Origin of the sequence: Caulobacter sp. X, from assembly GCF_002742635.1 — a bacterium.
Taxonomy (GTDB): Bacteria; Pseudomonadota; Alphaproteobacteria; order Caulobacterales; family Caulobacteraceae; genus Caulobacter.
The window spans coordinates 1,910,060-1,926,322 of sequence record NZ_PEGF01000002.1 but is presented as its reverse complement, the minus strand read 5'-3'; the positions used below and the strand labels follow the sequence as shown (position 1 = coordinate 1,926,322).

At 67.3% G+C, this 16,263-nt stretch carries 18 protein-coding genes and 1 tRNA gene; 5 read left to right on the top strand and 14 right to left on the bottom strand.

The features are described from left to right. Nucleotides 1–155 precede the first annotated feature (155 nt). Nucleotides 156–1,556 (top strand): alkaline phosphatase PhoX, encoded by a 1,401-nt coding sequence (locus CSW60_RS21605; RefSeq protein WP_099539094.1) that lies wholly within the window; start codon nucleotides 156–158, stop codon nucleotides 1,554–1,556. Between the two features lie 721 nt (nucleotides 1,557–2,277). Here CSW60_RS21605 and CSW60_RS21600 read toward each other — a convergent pair. Further along, nucleotides 2,278–3,774 (bottom strand): alkaline phosphatase, encoded by a 1,497-nt coding sequence (locus tag CSW60_RS21600; RefSeq protein WP_099539093.1) that lies wholly within the window; start codon nucleotides 3,772–3,774, stop codon nucleotides 2,278–2,280. 78 nt (nucleotides 3,775–3,852) lie between these two features. Beyond that, nucleotides 3,853–4,884 (bottom strand): COX15/CtaA family protein, encoded by a 1,032-nt coding sequence (locus CSW60_RS21595; RefSeq protein ID WP_099539092.1) that lies wholly within the window; start codon nucleotides 4,882–4,884, stop codon nucleotides 3,853–3,855. A 141-nt stretch (nucleotides 4,885–5,025) separates the two neighbouring features. Here CSW60_RS21595 and CSW60_RS21590 point away from each other — a divergent pair, with 141 nt between their 5' ends. Further along, nucleotides 5,026–5,277 (top strand): GlsB/YeaQ/YmgE family stress response membrane protein, encoded by a 252-nt coding sequence (locus tag CSW60_RS21590; protein ID WP_099539091.1) that lies wholly within the window; start codon nucleotides 5,026–5,028, stop codon nucleotides 5,275–5,277. Then, nucleotides 5,274–5,501 (top strand): DUF2842 domain-containing protein, encoded by a 228-nt coding sequence (locus CSW60_RS21585; protein ID WP_099539090.1) that lies wholly within the window; start codon nucleotides 5,274–5,276, stop codon nucleotides 5,499–5,501. Before CSW60_RS21590 ends, CSW60_RS21585 begins: the two co-directional genes overlap by 4 nt. Nucleotides 5,502–5,566: 65 nt before the next feature. Here CSW60_RS21585 and CSW60_RS21580 read toward each other — a convergent pair. The 7 genes from CSW60_RS21580 to CSW60_RS21550 form a co-directional block, all read right to left on the bottom strand. Further along, a tRNA-Pro gene (locus tag CSW60_RS21580) sits at nucleotides 5,567–5,643 on the bottom strand. 83 nt (nucleotides 5,644–5,726) lie between these two features. Then, nucleotides 5,727–6,152, bottom strand: a complete 426-nt coding sequence (locus tag CSW60_RS21575; protein WP_099539089.1) for a MerR family transcriptional regulator — start codon at nucleotides 6,150–6,152, stop codon at nucleotides 5,727–5,729. 10 nt (nucleotides 6,153–6,162) lie between these two features. Continuing rightward, nucleotides 6,163–6,465, bottom strand: coding sequence for an integration host factor subunit alpha (locus CSW60_RS21570; protein ID WP_066686891.1), 303 nt, complete (start codon nucleotides 6,463–6,465; stop codon nucleotides 6,163–6,165). A 199-nt stretch (nucleotides 6,466–6,664) separates the two neighbouring features. Next, on the bottom strand, nucleotides 6,665–7,642 hold the full coding sequence (locus CSW60_RS21565) for a beta-ketoacyl-ACP synthase III (protein ID WP_099539088.1): 978 nt from the start codon (nucleotides 7,640–7,642) through the stop codon (nucleotides 6,665–6,667). Continuing rightward, complete coding sequence (plsX, locus tag CSW60_RS21560; protein WP_099539087.1) at nucleotides 7,639–8,724, bottom strand: phosphate acyltransferase PlsX; 1,086 nt, start codon at nucleotides 8,722–8,724, stop codon at nucleotides 7,639–7,641. Before plsX ends, CSW60_RS21565 begins: the two co-directional genes overlap by 4 nt. Before the next feature lie 95 nt (nucleotides 8,725–8,819). Further along, nucleotides 8,820–9,359, bottom strand: coding sequence for a DUF177 domain-containing protein (locus CSW60_RS21555; RefSeq protein ID WP_099539086.1), 540 nt, complete (start codon nucleotides 9,357–9,359; stop codon nucleotides 8,820–8,822). Next, on the bottom strand, nucleotides 9,344–9,874 hold the full coding sequence (locus CSW60_RS21550) for a ubiquinol-cytochrome C chaperone family protein (RefSeq protein ID WP_099539085.1): 531 nt from the start codon (nucleotides 9,872–9,874) through the stop codon (nucleotides 9,344–9,346). The genes CSW60_RS21555 and CSW60_RS21550 overlap by 16 nt, the downstream gene beginning before the upstream one ends. 121 nt (nucleotides 9,875–9,995) lie before the next feature. On the opposite strand from CSW60_RS21550, the gene CSW60_RS21545 reads away from it, so the two are divergent. Both CSW60_RS21545 and CSW60_RS21540 read left to right on the top strand, forming a co-directional pair. After that, nucleotides 9,996–10,481 (top strand): outer membrane protein assembly factor BamE, encoded by a 486-nt coding sequence (locus CSW60_RS21545; RefSeq protein WP_099539084.1) that lies wholly within the window; start codon nucleotides 9,996–9,998, stop codon nucleotides 10,479–10,481. 250 nt (nucleotides 10,482–10,731) lie between these two features. Continuing rightward, nucleotides 10,732–11,286 (top strand): response regulator, encoded by a 555-nt coding sequence (locus tag CSW60_RS21540; RefSeq protein ID WP_099539083.1) that lies wholly within the window; start codon nucleotides 10,732–10,734, stop codon nucleotides 11,284–11,286. Nucleotides 11,287–11,351: 65 nt separating this feature from the next. On the opposite strand, the gene CSW60_RS21535 is transcribed toward CSW60_RS21540, so the two are convergent. The 5 genes from CSW60_RS21535 to ribH form a co-directional block, all read right to left on the bottom strand. Next, complete coding sequence (locus CSW60_RS21535) at nucleotides 11,352–13,490, bottom strand: sodium-translocating pyrophosphatase (RefSeq protein WP_099539082.1); 2,139 nt, start codon at nucleotides 13,488–13,490, stop codon at nucleotides 11,352–11,354. Between the two features lie 259 nt (nucleotides 13,491–13,749). Next, on the bottom strand, nucleotides 13,750–14,238 hold the full coding sequence (locus tag CSW60_RS21530) for a hypothetical protein (protein ID WP_099539081.1): 489 nt from the start codon (nucleotides 14,236–14,238) through the stop codon (nucleotides 13,750–13,752). A gap of 48 nt (nucleotides 14,239–14,286) precedes the next feature. Further along, nucleotides 14,287–15,345, bottom strand: coding sequence for a thiamine-phosphate kinase (thiL, locus tag CSW60_RS21525; RefSeq protein WP_099539080.1), 1,059 nt, complete (start codon nucleotides 15,343–15,345; stop codon nucleotides 14,287–14,289). Further along, entirely contained in the window at nucleotides 15,305–15,754 is a 450-nt protein-coding gene (gene nusB / locus CSW60_RS21520) for a transcription antitermination factor NusB (RefSeq protein WP_099539079.1), read from the bottom strand. The genes thiL and nusB overlap by 41 nt, the downstream gene beginning before the upstream one ends. Further along, nucleotides 15,751–16,215, bottom strand: coding sequence for a 6,7-dimethyl-8-ribityllumazine synthase (gene ribH, locus CSW60_RS21515; protein WP_099539078.1), 465 nt, complete (start codon nucleotides 16,213–16,215; stop codon nucleotides 15,751–15,753). The genes nusB and ribH overlap by 4 nt, the downstream gene beginning before the upstream one ends. Nucleotides 16,216–16,263: the final 48 nt, after the last annotated feature.

Sequence of the window (16,263 nt, the reverse complement as noted above, 5' to 3'; positions counted from 1 at the left end):
TTCGCGCCCTGTCAACAATCGCAACACAAAAACTTACAAAGCTCAATGAAAACAGCGCGTTAATTGATGCGGTAATATAATACCTCAACCCTGCGCTCAAATTGTCATGAAAGACGTGCATAGCCCTCTACGTTACACTTTAACAGGGGCGCTCCATGACCTTCTCCCGCCGCGGCTTCCTGGGCGCGACCGCCACCAGCCTGGCCTTCGCCGCCTTTTCGGCCCGCGCCCAAGAGGAAGCCGTCGAGGCCGAGACCTATCTGAACGAGGTCGAGGGCTATGGCGCGCTGATCCCCGACCCCAAGGGCATGATCGATCTGCCGCCGGGCTTCCGCTACCAAGTCATCTCCCAGGCCGGCGAGACCATGAGCGACGGCCTCCTGGTGCCCGGCAAGGCCGACGGCATGGGCTGTTTCGCGGTCGACGCGGAACGGGTCCTGCTGGTCCGCAACCACGAGCTTTCGGTCAGCGACATCCACAACGGCGCCTTTGGCCTCTCCGAGCGGCTGATCGACCGGATCGACCGGTCCAAGGTCTGGGACTTCCAGAACGGCCAGCGCCCCCTGCCCGGCGGCACGACCACCCAGCTCTACAATCTGAAGACCGGCCAGACCGAGCGCCAGCACCTGTCGCTGGCCGGCACCCTGATCAACTGCTGCGGCGGCGTCACGCCGTGGGGGTCGTGGCTGACCTGCGAGGAGACCACGCTGGAAGCCGGCCTCGAGGTCGGCAAGGACCACGGCTGGGTCTTCGAGGTGCCCTCGGCCCATGTCGGCCTGGTCGAGCCGGTGGCCCTGAAAGGGCTGGGCCGCTTCAAGCACGAGGCCGCCTGCATCGATCCGCGCACCGGCGTCGTCTATCTGACCGAGGACGTCGCCGACGGTCTGTTCTACCGCTTCCTGCCGAACGACCGGCGCAACCTGGCCGCTGGCGGGCGGCTGCAAGCCCTGGGCCTGGTCGACGCGCCCGAAGGCGGCGACACCCGCAACCAGGAGGAAAAGAGCTTCCCGATCGGCGGCTGGAAAGCCGCGCATTGGGTCGACCTCGACGGCGTCGACAACCCCTACGACGACCTGCGCCGGCGCGGCCACGCCAAGGGCGCGGCGATCTTCTGCCGGGGCGAAGGCGTGTTCTTCGGCCAGGGCGAGCTCTACTTCGCCTGCACCGCCGGCGGCGCGGCCGGCTCGGGCCAGATCTTCCGCTATGTCCCCTCGGCCGTCGAAGGCCAAGCCGGCGAGAAGGACCAACCCGGCAAGCTGCAGCTGTTCGTGGAAAGCCAGAACGACCGGGTGCTGGACTACGCCGACAATCTGGTCGTCGCGCCTTGGGGCCATGTGATCATCTGCGAGGACCGCTATTCCGACACCCTGCGCAACCACCTGCGGGGCGTGACGCCCCAGGGCAAGATCTACACCCTGGCCCGCAACGTCTTCACCGGGAACTCCGAGTTCGCCGGCGCCTGCTTCTCGCCGGACGGCGGCACGCTGTTCGTGAACCTGCAGAACCCGGGCGTGACCTTGGCGATCAGAGGTCCCTGGGCGAGCGTGAAGGCCTAGGCCGGACATGGGTCGTCATCCTCACGCGGCTTGCCGCTGAAGGGATGGAAGGGGACGCGGAGCGCCGGACATCCGTCCGGAGGTTTGAAGTGTGTGTACCGTTTCGACGAAGCCAGACGCTCCGCGTAGCCGTTATCCGGTGAGCCAGCGGGGCGCGGGGTTTTAACCCGCTCCCGACAGTCGGCCCCCGACGGGCGGGCCGAGGCGACGAACCCCGGTCCCGGAACGCCCGGGCGATTTCAGCCCGGACCTGTCGCGCCGCCGAAGTCTCCGCCGCCAGGGCTTCGTCCCGATTTTTCAGGGAGCCTGCCGCTGGATCCGCCGCGAAGACGCCTTCCCAAGCTCGGGAAGACCGGCGAGCGCTTCCCGCTCGACCACCCCCGACAGCCGTCACGATCGCCGGCCGGACGTCCCTTCCGCGCTGTTGGGTGAGATCAGTATGGAGGCGGTTTTTACACGGATCACAGAGCGACGTGTAAAAGTGAGAAGTGTTTGATTTCGTTTGGTTCGATTCCGGATACGCCGAGCACGGAGCGCCGCGAACGCTCGTAAAATCCTCCCCCTAGCAGGGGAGGTGTCCGCGAAGCGGACGGAGGGGAAGTCCTGCTGACCTTGCCTCTTCCCCCTCCGTCGTCGCTACGCGCCGACACCTCCCCCATGGGGGGGGAGGATTTGTGGGCGCGGCGGCGCCTCACTCTGTCGGAAGCCACGCACCCAGCCCTCAGCGCTTCTTGGCCGCCTTGTCATCAAACCCAAACGCATAGCGCATGACCTGGAAGATGTAGCTCTCCTCCACGACGCCGCGCAGCAGATAGGCCTGGGGACCGTCGGCGAAGACGCCGACATCCTCGCCCGCGTGGGCGGCGCTGGGCAGGTTCACGACGGCCTGCTGGTGGTAGTCGACGTCGTCCAGGTCTTCCTTGGCCGGATCGGCGCGGGTGTCATTGCCCAGCGGGCCGCCGGGGCCGGTGGCGAACATCAGGGTGGTGTAGGTCTTGCCGTCGGCGGCGATGGCCGGCTCGCCCTCGTTGCCCGAGACGCCCAGGATCGGCGAGTTGCGCGGCGCGTAGCCCGAGATGACCAGACCGTGGCTGTGGTCGGCCGTCACCACGACCAAGGTGTCCTTCAGGTCGACCTTGGCCAGGACCGCGTCGATGGCCTTGGAGAACTCGACCGTCTCGCTGAGGGTGCGCTTGGCGTTGCCCAGGTGGCTGCCCATGTCGATCTTGCCGCCCTCGACCATCAGGAAATAGCCGTTCGGGTTCTTGGACAGCACGTCGACGGCCGCCGTCGCCATCTCGGCCAGGGTCGGGACGCCCTGCCCCAACACCGGCCGCTCGACTTCGTAAGGCAGGTGCTCGGCGGCGAACAGGCCCAGCACGTGCTTGGTGTCGGCGGGCAGCGCCTTCAGTTGATCGACCGTGGTGACGTAGGCCGAGCCCTGCCCTTCGGCCTTCAGCCACTCGGCGGTGAGGTCGCGGCCGTCGGCGCGCTTGCCATCCTTGGCCTCGGGCAGGAAGCGCGAGCGGCCCCCGCCCATGACGACGTCCAGGCGCAGGGCGTCGGGCGCCTCGACCAGCTGGCGGGCGATGTCCTTGCAGCCGCCTTGGATGGCCTCGACCGGCATGTCGCTGTCGCCTTCCCAGTCGCGATAGGCGGTGTGGGCGTAGGCGCCGGCCGGGGTGGCGTGGGTGACGCGGGTCGTGGTGACCGCGCCGGCCGCCTTGCCGTTGGCCTTGGCCAGCTCGGCCAGGGTCTGGACCGCATTGCCCTTCTCGGTCTCGCACTTCTCGCCGATCGCCGCGCCCGTCAGGCCGATGATCTTGTTGCGGGTCTTCACGCCGGTCATGATCGCCGTGATGCCGGCGGCGCTGTCGGTGACCTGGGTGTCGTGGCTGTAGGTCTTGGAGAGCGCCGAATAGGACAGCTTCTCGAAGGACAGGGAATTGGACTCGCCGTCGACGCCCTTCTGCTGACCGTCATAGATGCGGCCGGCCGTCACCGTCGAAATGCCCATGCCGTCGCCCAGGAACAGGATGACGTTCTTGGCGCGCCCCGTGTTCGGAACCACCGTCAGCTGTCGCGCCAGAGCCGCTTCACCGGCCTTGTAATAGGGATCAGCGGCGCTGACCGCCGCCATCGGGCCGGCGGCCTGGGCGCAGGCGAAGGTCGAGATCGAAGCGGACGCCACGAGGGCGAGAACAAACGGGCGGATCAAGGCCAAGCTCCATGAGGAATCGGCCCGATTTGCTCCCAGCGTGTGACAGTTTTTCCGTCGCCCGCGACGGATCGCGCTTTAGGCGCGTCGCACGCGCCAGGCGAAGGCGGTCGCCACGGCCAGCAGCACCGCGGCCCCCGCCTGGTGCAGAACGCCCAGGGTGATCGGGACGGCCGCCATCAGGGTCCAGACGCCCAGCGAGGCCTGCAGGACGACAATCACCGCCAAGGCTGTCGCGATCGCCTTGCTGCCAGCCGCCAGGGGCCTGTCGCGCCGGGCGATCACCGCGATGGCGATCCCGGCGACGAACAGAGCGTAGGCCATCAGACGGTGGTGCAGCTGCACCGCGCCGTGGCTATGGGCGATCGTGCCCCACAGGCCGGCGCCGAAATAGTCGGCCGGGAAGAGGCGCCCGTTCATCAGCGGCCAGTCGTTATAGACCAGGCCCGCGTCGTTGCCGGCCACCAGCGCGCCCAGCAGGCTCTGGAAGAACACCGCGCCCAGGAAAGCCAGCGCCCAGCCGCGCCAGGGCGAACGCTCCTCGACGCGCGGCGCGCCGTTCCAGGCGTCCAACGCGGTCCAGATCAGGACCACGAACAGCGCCAGGGCCAGGCCCAGGTGCGTCATCAGGCGTTCGGGCGCGACCGAGACCCGCTCGGACAGGCCGCTGGAGACCATCCACCAGCCGACCAGGCCCTGCAGGCCGCCCAGGCCCAGCATGACGGCGCAGCGCCAGATCAGGCGGCGCGGGATGTCGCGGCGGATCAGGAAAACGATGAACGGGATCGCGAAGGCGACGCCGACGGTCCGCCCCAGCAGACGGTGCGCCCACTCCCACCAGAAGATGCCCTTGTAGCCCTCCAGCGTCATGTCCGGATTGACCAGGTGGTACTGCGGGATCTGCTTGTAGAGCTCGAAGCTCTCGCGCCAGGCCTGGTCCGACATCGGCGGCAAGGCGCCCATGATCGGCTGCCACTGGGTGATCGAAAGCCCCGAGTCGGTCAGGCGGGTCGCGCCGCCGACGACGACCATGGAGAACACCATGGCGGCCACGATGAAGAGCCAGATGGCGACGGGACGCGAGCGGTCGGAACGCAGGAAAGACGTCATGGAGTCGGAAAAGCGTCACTTCTGGGCCGAAATGCGGCCGCGCCATCCCTACGCCCGCCGGACGCGCGCATCAATGTCTGTATGCCTACGCATGACGACGCGCGCGACGCGTGGCACAAAGCCCCGCGCAGGAGGACTTTGATGAGCGGTACGGGCGTCTTCGCGGCGGCGATCGTCGGCATTATCGCCGGCTGGATCGCCGATTTCGGGCTCGACCGCCGCCACTCCCTGTTCATCAAGCTCTTGATCGGCGTGATCGGCGCGTTCATCGGAGCGTTCGTGGCGACTCGCATCGATCTTCACGTCAGCGGATTCGTTGGCGAGCTGATCGTCTCCAGCGTGGGCGCCGTCGTGTTCCTGGCCGTGCTCGGCCTCTTCCGGAGACCCGCGTGAGCGCTCCCCTTATCCCGGCCCGCCTCCGCAAGCTGATCGGCTCGATCGCCGTGATGGCCGTCCTGTTCGCCTGGATCTGGATCTTCACCAGCCTCTACGACCACCTGCCCCAGAACCGCTTCGTGCACCTCGTCTATTTCGTGGCGCTGGGCATGGGCTGGATCCTGCCGGTGATTCCGCTGATCTCGTGGATGGGCAAGGCCGACAAGCCAGTCGTGAAGTAGGTTTCGGACATGAAAAAGGGCCGCCTTTCGGCGACCCTTTCGGCTTCCGCTGTTCCCGAAGGAAATGGTCGGAGCGACAGGATTCGAACCTGCGACCCCTTGACCCCCAGTCAAGTGCGCTACCAGGCTGCGCCACGCTCCGACGCGGAAGAGGCGCTCTTATAGGCGCCGGTCCGGGGTTGGGCAACTGCCATTTCGGACGAAATCGCCGCTCTCGGAACAGCCCTAGCGGGACAGCAGTCCATCGAGGCGCGATTTGACCTCCGTGAGGTCGCGCAACATGAAGGCCAGGCGCTCGCGGGCCTCGCCCTCCAGCCGTCGCGCGCCCTGGTCGAGGGCGCCATAGTCGATATCGGCCGCCAGCTTGGCCGAGCCGTTGGAGCCCAGCCCCGCGGCGATCACCTGCGCCAGGCCATGGTCGCGATGCAGCTTCTGCACGCCCTTGATGGTCAGGCCTTCGCTGTGGAGCAAGGTGCGGACGCCGTTCAGCACGGCCACGTCCTGCGGACGATAGAAGCGCCGTCCGCCGGCGCGTTTCATGGGGCGAATGAAGGAGAACTTGGTCTCCCAGAATCGCAGGACGTGCTGCGGCACGCCCAGCTCCTCGGCGGCTTCGGAAATCGTGCGGAAGGCGTTCGGCCCCTTCGCCACCGCACGAATCCTAGTCGCCCAGGGCGCGGTCGATTCGCGCCTTCATGACCTGGGAAGCGCGGAACCCGATCACGCGCCGGGGCTCGATCTCGGCGGGCTCGCCCGTCTTGGGATTGCGCCCCATCCGAGCCCGCTTGGCGCGAACCTGGAAGACGCCGAAACCGGAAAGCTTGACCGTCTCGCCCTTCTCCAGGGCCTCGGCCACCAGATCCAGGGTGCGTTCGACGAGGCCGGCGCAGTCCTGACGGGTCAGACCGACCTCCTCGTGGACCGCCTCGCATAGGTCGGCCCGGGTCAAAGTAGAGCCCTTCATGCAACCCCCTCCACGCGTATCCTGGCGGCCAGCAGACCACCTCCGATAGAGCACTCGCGGCGAACAAGAGCCTGATGCGGCCGCCCTCAACCAGCCGCGCCCTCACCCACCGATGACCTCATGCCGTGATTATCGCGTGAAGTCAAAGGCTCAAGGTCAACAGTTCATGCCGCTCGCGAAGCTTGCGCCATGATGCGCGTCAAAGACGCAGAACGCAGGCGCCCCAGGTCAGACCGCCGCCCATCGCTTCCAGCAGCAAGAGGTCGCCCTTCTTGATCCGCCCGTCCTTGACCCCGTGGGCGAAGGCCAGCGGGATCGAGGCGGCCGACGTGTTGGCGTGAATGGCGACCGTCGAGATCACTTTGTCCTCGTCTATGCCGCAGCGATGGGCCACGCCCTGGAGGATTCGCTGGTTGGCCTGGTGCGGGATGAACCAGTCGACGTCGGCGACCGCGACCCCCGCCTTGGCGGCGGCGGCGTGGATCGCTTCGGAGATGTTGACCACGGCGTGCTTGAAGACCTGGTTGCCCAGCATCCGCAGCTTGCCGACCGTGCCCGTCGTCGATGGGCCGCCGTCGACATAGAGCAGGTCCTGCTTGGTCCCGTCGGCGCGCAGAGCAAAGCCCAGCATGCCGCGATCGTCCGTGGTCCCCTCGCCTTCACCGGCTTCGAGCACGACCGCGCCGGCGCCGTCGCCGAACAGCACGCAGGTGCCGCGATCGCTCCAGTCCATCAGGCGGGTCATGGCTTCGGCGCCGATCACCAGGGCGCACTTGGCGTTGCCGCGCGCCACGAAGCCGTCGGCGACGCTCAGCGCGTAGACGAAGCCCGAGCACACCGCCTGGACGTCGAAGGCGATGCCGACCGGCGCGCCCAGCTTGCGCTGGACGATCGTGGCGACCGCCGGGAAGGTAAGATCGGCCGTCGTGGTGGCGACGATGATCAGGTCGACGTCGGCGGCGGTCTTGCCGGCCGCGGCCAGCGCTTCCTTGGCGGCCTCGACCGCGAGGTCCGAGACCGGCTGGTCGTCGGCGGCCTGGTGACGCTGGCGGATGCCAGTGCGCTCGACGATCCATTCGTCGCTGGTGTCGACGAACTTGGCCAGATCGTCATTGGTCACGACCTTGGGCGGCAGATAGGCGCCGACGCCGGTCACTACGCTACGAACTACGCTCACTCGGCCGCTCCCTGGGGATCCACGCCGGGATCGGGCGCCTCGCCGGAGGCCCCGTCCTTGGCCGCGGCGGCGGTCAGGCGTTTCAGATTTCTGTCGATCTCGGCGCGGAAATCGCTGCGCGCGAGGTTGGTGGCGACCCGGATCGCCGAGGCGAAGCCGCCCGCGTCCGCGCCGCCGTGGCTCTTGACCACGATCCCGTTGAGGCCCAGCAGCGGCCCGCCGTTCACCCGGCCCGGATCCAGGCGCTGGCGCATCTTCTTCAGCGCGCCCGAGGCGATGGCCGCGCCCAGCATGGCCAGCGGCGTCGAGGTCAGGGTGCTCTTGATCTCGTTCGAGAAGAACCGCGCCAGCCCCTCGGCGGTCTTCAGGGCGACATTGCCGGTGAAGCCGTCGGTGACGACCACGTCGACCGTGCCGTAGGCGATGTCGTTGCCCTCGACGAAGCCGTGATAGTCGAAGTCCAGCTTGGTCTCGCGCAGGATGGCGTGCGCCTCGCGCACCTCCTCGTGGCCCTTCTGCTCCTCGGAGCCGACGTTCAGCAGACCCACGGTCGGCCGGTGCGAGCCATGCACCGCGTGGTGGAAGGCCGCGCCCATGATCGCGAACTCGACCAGCTGGGCCGCGTCGCTCTCGACATTGGCGCCGACGTCCAGAACCGCCGTCACGCCCTTCATGGTCGGCCAGTTGGCGACGATGGCCGGACGCTCCAGGCCCGCGCCCATGCGCAGGATCAGCTTGGAGATCGCCATCAGCGCGCCGGTGTTGCCGGCCGAGACGCAGGCCTGGGCTTCGTTGTCGCGCAGCGCCTCGACCGCGTTCCACAGGCTGGAGCCCTTGCCTCGGCGCATGGCCTGGGCGGGCTTTTCGTCCATGCCGATCGCCTTGTCGCAGTGGCGGACTTCGCTCACGGCCTTGGCGGCGGGACATTTGGCGAGCTCGGCCTCGATGGCCGCGCCGTCCCCGTGCAACAGGAAGCGCACGCCGGGCAGCGCCTGGGCCGCGAGCGCGACGCCGGGCACGACGATCGAGGGGCCATGATCGCCGCCCATGGCGTCGATCGAGATGACGACGGATTGAGTCACGTGGCGCTGAGAGCTCCGGCAGGCGGCCCGGCCGCCCTCAAGGCGGCGGACGATACATCCGCGTGAATATCACGCAAGCGGTCGAGTCGGGGTGTTTAGCCCTGATCGTCCTTCAAATTCAGCCCCTTCAGCGCCGCGAACGGGGACAATTCCACCGGTTCCGGCGGCTGGACGAACACCGCGCCGGGCTTGCGGGGGAACGGATCCAGCTCCAGCGCCAGGTGCTCGACGACGTAGCCGGACACGTCCACGACTTGGCCTTCCAGCACGTCGGGCGGATCATCGCCATCGGGGTCTGCGCCAAGGTCGCCAAACTCTTCCTGCGGGGCGTTTTCGCTGTTGGCGGGCAAAACGCGGAGGCTGAAGCGCGCGTCGATCGGCGTTTCGAAGTCGTCGGCCGTCGCGCTGCAGGTCTGGACGACCCGCGCCCGCAGGACGCCAGAGATCTCGGCGCCGTCCAGCCAGGACGTCAGAAACACCTCGGCCGAGAGCGCCTCCAGGCTGACGAGGCCCAGTTGCTTGGCGATCGCCTTGCATTGGTCGGCGCTGGGCTCAAGGCGCAGCTTCACGGCGCCACGATCGACCTGGGACAGCGGAATCTCGCAGGGCCAGGGCGCGGTCACGGGTTCGGCCAAGTCACGTCTCCTTGCAGCAGGGCGTCCAGCGGCTGGTCCGCCAGGCTCCCGCGCGTCTTGATCAGATAGGTGGTCAGGGCGGCGACGTCGCCCTCGCCTCTTTCCTCGAACGCGGTGCGGGCCAGGAAGTCGCGAGTCGCGGCCTCGTCCGGCAGGCTGGCGACCGCCTCGTCATAGGTCTTCAGGCGGCCGTAGAAGGCGCCCGCCAGCTTCTTCATCTTCTTGCCCACGGCCGTATCGGCCACGCCGATCTCCCGGAAGGCGTCGTCCAGGCCCTTCACATAGGAATCGAACACCGCCTGCGAGGTCTCGGCCGCGGCGTCGCCCTGCCCCTTCAGCCGCTCGATCAGGAAGATCACGTGCAGGCTGAACAGCTCGAAGCGGCCCTCCATCGAGTCGCGAACGCCGAAATCGCGGTAGAAAGCCGGCGAACGCGCCTGAGCCACGGCCGATGCGTAGAGCTTGGCCCCCGCCGCCTTGGCGGGCCTGGGCTTCAACCACCGATCCAGAAACATTGAAACGCCTCGATTTCGCCGCGACATCCCGCTAGACGCGGGGTCCGCTTTCACGCGGGCATTGAACTAAGCTCCCGCGGGCGATAGGTCAAAGTCTGCATTTTTCCGGTTCGGAGCCTTGATGTCTCGCCCCGCCGTTTTCGCCGCCGCCGTCTTGGCCCTGGCGTTCGCTACTTCGGCCTGTACGCCGCTGACGAGCTATTCCGGCTTCCAGGCCATCGAGGCCAAGCCCGCCGACATGAAGGTCGGCGAGGACAGCAAGTCCACGCTGATGGAAAAGCTGGGTTCGCCGTCGGCCGTTTCGACCTTCGACAACAACACCTGGTACTACATCTCGCAGACCACCGACCGGGTGGCCTTCTACTATCCGCGCGTGATCAAGCGCGACGTCGTGGCGATCAAGTTCAACCCGGCCGACGAAAAGGTCGCCTCGGTGAACACCTACACGCTGAAGGACGGCAAGGTCATCGCCTACAACGGTCGCGAGACGCCGACCCGCGGCCGCGAGATGACGATCCTGGAACAGCTGCTCGGCAACGTCGGTCGCGGCGGCATGCTCCCGCAGGACGACGAGGCCCCCGGCCAGCGTCCCGGCGATCGTCGTTAATCGCCCATCGCCTCAAGGTTTACAGAGCCGCTCGCCGCAAGGCGGGCGGCTTTTCTGTTTCCAGCCGCCAGTATTCAAGCTTCACAGTAGGGATACGCCCCGCCATTTACTGTGAATCTAAAATTGACCATGCTTTTTGAGACATATTGTCGCGCCCTAAACACTCCATAAACCCAGTTTGGGCGATCCTCGATTTCTGACGACGCGCTGCGGCGCGCCAGCGAATTCACGGAAGCGGAGGAGGCGCGCTGTGGAAACGACGGACCTTCGTGCGCTTTCCATTCTGCTGATCGACGACAACGCCAACATGCGCAGGGTGATCACAACCATCCTGAAGTCGGCGGGCGTCCGTAAGATCTACGAGGCCGACGACGGCCTGGGCGCTCTGCGGATCTTCCAGTCGAAAGAGATCGACATCATCTTCACCGACCTGGTGATGCACCCGGTCGACGGCCTGGCGTTCGTCAAATGGGTTCGCACCTCGACGGCCAGCCCCAATCGCTTCGTTCCCATCATCATGATGACGGGTCACGCCACCCAGCGCACCCTGAACGACGCGCGGATGGCCGGGGTGACCGAGTTCCTGGCCAAGCCGCTGACGGCGCGGACGGTGATGCACCGCGTCAACGAGATCATCAACAACCCCCGCCCCTTCGTGCAGGCCAAGGAATATTTCGGCCCCTGCCGTCGCCGGCGGATCGATCACGACTTCGTCGGCGTGGATCGCCGCGGCGAGGTGCCGATCGACGTGATCCCCAAGCCCCAGGACGCCCTGGTCGAGATGGATCCCGAAGACGTCTACTGATCGGCTCGAATGAAAACGCCCCGGAGTCTCCTCCGGGGCGTTTCCGTTTCAACGCTTTCGCGTCATCAGCCGCCGTGGGCCAGGACCGCCAGCAGCAGCAGGGCCACGATATTGGTGATCTTGATCATCGGGTTCACGGCCGGGCCCGAGGTGTCCTTGTAGGGATCCCCGACGGTGTCGCCCGTGACGGCGGCCTTGTGGGTCTCGCCGCCCTTCTTGTGCAGGACGCCGTTCTTGTCGGTGAAGCCTTCCTCGATCACCTTCTTGGCGTTGTCCCAGGCGCCGCCGCCGCTGGTCATCGAGATGGCGACGAACAGGCCGGTGACGATGACGCCCATCAGCATGGCGCCGAGGGCGGCGAAGGCGTCGACCTTGCCGGCGATGGCGTTGATCACGAAGAACAGCACCACCGGCGAGACGACCGGCAGCAGGCTGGGCACGATCATCTCGCGGATGGCCGCCTTGGTCAGGATGTCGACGGCGCGGCCGTATTCCGGCTTCACCTCGCCCGTCATGATGCCGGGGTTCTCGCGGAACTGACGACGCACCTCGGCGACGACCGACTCGGCCGCGCGGCCGACGGCGGTCATCGACATGCCGCCGAACAGGAACGGCAGCAGGCCGCCGAACAGCAGGCCGACCACGACGTACGGGTTGGACAGGTCGAAGGTGACCGCGCCCATGCCGTCGAAGAAGCTGCCCGGCGTCGCATTGGCCGAGAAGAACTTCAGGTCTTCGGTATAGGCGGCGAACAGCACCAGGGCGCCGAGACCCGCCGAGCCGATGGCGTAGCCCTTGGTCACGGCCTTGGTGGTGTTGCCCACGGCGTCCAGGGCGTCGGTGGTGACCCGGACTTCCGGCGGCAGGCCGGCCATTTCAGCGATGCCGCCGGCGTTGTCGGTGACGGGACCAAAGGCGTCCAGCGCCACGATGAAGCCGGCCAGCGACAGCATGGTCGTGGTGGCGATCGCGATGCCGAACAGGCCGGCCAGATTATAGGTGACGACGATGCCGACGATGATGGTCAGGGCCGGCAGGGCCGTGGCTTCCAACGACATGGCCAGGCCCTGGATCACGTTCGTGCCGTGACCCGAGACCGAGGCCTGGGCCACCGACTTCACCGGACGGAAGTTGGTGCCGGTATAGTACTCGGTGATCATCACGATGGCGGCGGTGACCGCCAGGCCGACCAGACCGCAGTAGAACAGGCCGTCGGCGGTGTAGGTGCGGGCTTCGGTCACGACCGGAGCCGGGATCAGTTGGTGCAGCACGTACCAGACCGCCGGGATCGACAGCACGCCGGTCACGATCAGGCCCTTATAGAGCGCGCCCATGATGTTCTGGCTCTTGCCCAGGCGGACGAAGAACGCGCCGATGATCGAGGTGACGATGCAGACCGCGCAGATGGCCAGCGGCAGCAGCATCATCGCGCCCACGGCTTCGTGGCCGCGGAAGAAGATCGCCGCCAGGACCATGGTCGCGACCGTGGTCACGGCGTAGGTCTCGAACAGGTCGGCGGCCATGCCGGCGCAGTCGCCGACATTGTCGCCAACGTTGTCGGCGATGGTCGCGGCGTTGCGGGGGTCATCCTCCGGAATGCCGGCCTCGACCTTGCCCACCAGATCGCCGCCCACGTCAGCGCCCTTGGTGAAGATGCCGCCGCCCAGACGGGCGAAAATCGAGATCAGCGAGGCGCCGAAGCCCAGGGCCACCAGGGCGTCGACGACGCCGCGGCCGGTCGGCTCGAGGCCCAGGACGTCGGTCAGCACCCAGTAGTAGCCGGCCACGCCCAGCAGGGCGAAGCCCGCCACGAGCATGCCGGTGACCGCGCCCGAGGTGAACGCCAGCGACAGGCCCTTGGCGAGGCCTTCCGACGAGGCCTGGGCGGTGCGGACGTTGGCCCGGACCGAGATCAGCATGCCGGCGAAGCCCGCCGCGCCCGACAGCACCGCGCCGACCAGGAAGCCGAGGGCGGCCCAGGGGCCGATCAGCAGATAGACGGCGACGAGGATGACCGCGCCGACGATGGAAATGGTGAGATATTGCCGCCGCAGATAGGCTTGAGCGCCCTCCTGGATCGCCGCGGCGATCTCCTGCATGCGTGCGTTGCCGGCCGAGGCCCGCATCAGACTGGCCGTCTGCACGGCGCCATACAGCACCGCCAGAAGCCCGGCCCCGATGGCCAGATAAAGCCAAAGACTCATTAGGTTCTTCGCCCCTTCGCGCTTCTTTGCAACGAGGGGACGCCGATCCGTCGGCGGCGACCTTGAGCCAACTCAAACAAGCCAACTCAATCGCCGTCGAGGTCGACAGGCGGGCCTTATTGGCCTCGTGCCCCCTCGTTCTCCCTGAAATGACGGCCGAACGGCGTCATCCCAAGGACACTGTCAGATGGCCGGGAGGCGCGCAACCCGCGTCAGAACAAGCGATTCCGCGCGAAAAAGCGTCGGAGCGCGAGGGAACTCAGGGGCTCGGCGTGTCGGGCTTCTGCTGCAGCGCGCGCAGAGCCGCCGCGTTGGGCGGCATGACATGCTGGCGAGGGACCTGCTTGGCGATGTCGACGGCGGCGACCTTGCCCTTGCCGAACAGGACTGCGCACTGACCCAGGACGAAGGCCTGCAGGCGCGGGCCGTCCACCTCTTGCCACGTATCCTGGCGAACAAAGGGCGTGCGATAGGCCGCGCGCATGATGGCGTCGCGCAGCGCCGGCTCCTGGGCCTTGAAGCCCTCGACATCGGCGCCGGAGGTCAGCCTCAGCGTCAGGGCGACAAAGACGTAGTTCACGATGCGACCGTTGGCGATGATCGGGATCGTCATCGAGCCGAGCTTGTAGGTGGGATCGAGGGCCTGTCCCTCCCCTTCCTTCTTCTTCTCGGCGTTCGCGAGCGCGGGCCCGGCCATCGTCGCGACGACGAGGCTCAGCAGAAATCGGCGCGAGAGGGTCGAGCTCATGCCCCGCTTCTAGCAAACGGAGCTTGATATTCCCCTACCGGGGTCCGCCTAGCCGTGCAGCCAGCCCAGGCGGGACGGAGTCACGTCGCGGCCCTTGTAATAGGCCGACACGCCCTCGCCCTCGACGAACTCGCCGATCTCGCTGACCTTGACGCCGGCGGCGGCCGCGGCGACGCGGAAGGCCCAGGCCTCGTTGGGATCGACGGCGCAGACGATCTCGTAGTCGTCGCCGCCGGACGCCAGGGAGATTCGCCCCTCGACCTGTTCGGGCTGGATGTCCAGCCAGGCTTGGCCGCCGGGCGACAGCGGCAAGCGCTCCAGGTCGACCCGGACCCGGCAACCGCTGGCCTTGGCGATGTGGCTGCTGTCGGCCAGCAGGCCGTCGGAGACGTCGGCGGCGGCCTTGGCGTGCTGACGCATGGCGTCGCGCAGGCCGATGCGCGGCTCGGGCTGGCGATAGCGGCGAAGCAGCGCGCCATCGGGATCGGCAACCTCGCCCCACTGGGCCAGCAGGCCCAGCCAGCCGTCGCCGATCGTGCCGGACACCATCAGGCGATCGCCCGGCTTGGCGCCGCGGCGCAGGATCGCTCCGCCCTCGGGCACCCAGCCCAGCAGGGTCGCCGACAGCACCAGCGGACCGGAGGTCGTCACCGTGTCGCCGCCCAGCAGCGAAATGTCGAAGAAGGCGCCGTCTTCCGCCAGGCCGCGGGCGAAGGTCTCGCGCGAGGTGACGTCCGAGCCCGAAGGCCAGCCGACGGACAGGAAATAGCCGTAGGGCTCGGCGCCCTTGGCGGCGAGGTCGGACAGATTGGTGCGCAGCAGCTTGCGCGCGACCATATCCAGCGCCTCGTCGACGAGGAAGTGCACGCCGCCGACCATGGCGTCCTTGGTGATCACCAGGTCATAGCCCGGGCGCGACGGCAGCACGGCCGCGTCGTCCAGGAGCTCCAGCGCGGCCGGATCGCCACGCGTCAGAGGCCGCAGGAGCCGTTCGATATGGTCGAATTCGGTCGCGGGCGCCACCGCTGTGGATGGCGCCTCGTCTTCAGCGAACCAGTCTTCTTCGTCAGTCTCTTGCATCACGGGCGATCGCGTCGAGGGCGCCATTGATGAAGCCTGACTCAGGACCCTCAAAAAAGGATTTCGCTATCTCGACATACTCATTGATGACCACTTCGGTCGGAACGTCCGGCCGATACATCAATTCGTAGGCGCCCGCGCGCAGAACAGCGCGCGCCGTGGCGTCCAGGCGCTCAAGCCGCCAGCCCGAGGCCAGGCGCTTGACGATTCCCTGATCCACCTTGGCCTGATGGGCCACGACGCCCTTGGCCAGCTCGGCGAAGAAGGTTTCGTCGGCGGCGGCGAGGCGTTCGCCCTCGACGTCGCGGTCGAAGCGATGCTCGGAAAACTCGCGGATGACCGAGTCGACGCCGGCCCCCGAAACTTCCATCTGATAGAGCGCCTGAACAGCCGCGAGGCGCGCGACCGAGCGGGGTTGGGTGCGGGGTGCGCTCATCTGCCGCGCCCCAGAAGCTGGCGTTTCAGCGCGATGGTCTCGAGACACGCCTTGGCGGCCGCGCCGCCGCGATCGCCTTCGCTGACCTTGGCGCGCGCCCAGGCCTGCTGCTCGTCGTCGACGGCCAGAACGCCGAAGCCGATCGGCAGACGCCGACCGATGCCCAGATCCTGGAGCCCACGGGCCGTCTCGTTCGAAACGAGCTCGAAATGGTAGGTCTCGCCGCGGATCACGCAGCCCAGGGCGACATAGCCGTCATAGCGCACGCCCACGGGACCTTGGCCGGCGTCTTCCGCCAGGGCGATGGCCGTCGGGATCTGAAGCGCGCTGGAGACCGTGATCACGTCGTATTCCGCGCCATAGGCTTCGATCGCCTGAGCGGCGCCGCGCAGCAGTTCGTCGGAGACGCCCGAATGGCTTCGGCCCTCCACGATCAACAGGCGGATGTTGTCTTCAACCATCTAGCTCGACTCTCCACGGTCGCGTCGCGCGCGACCAGAAACACACAT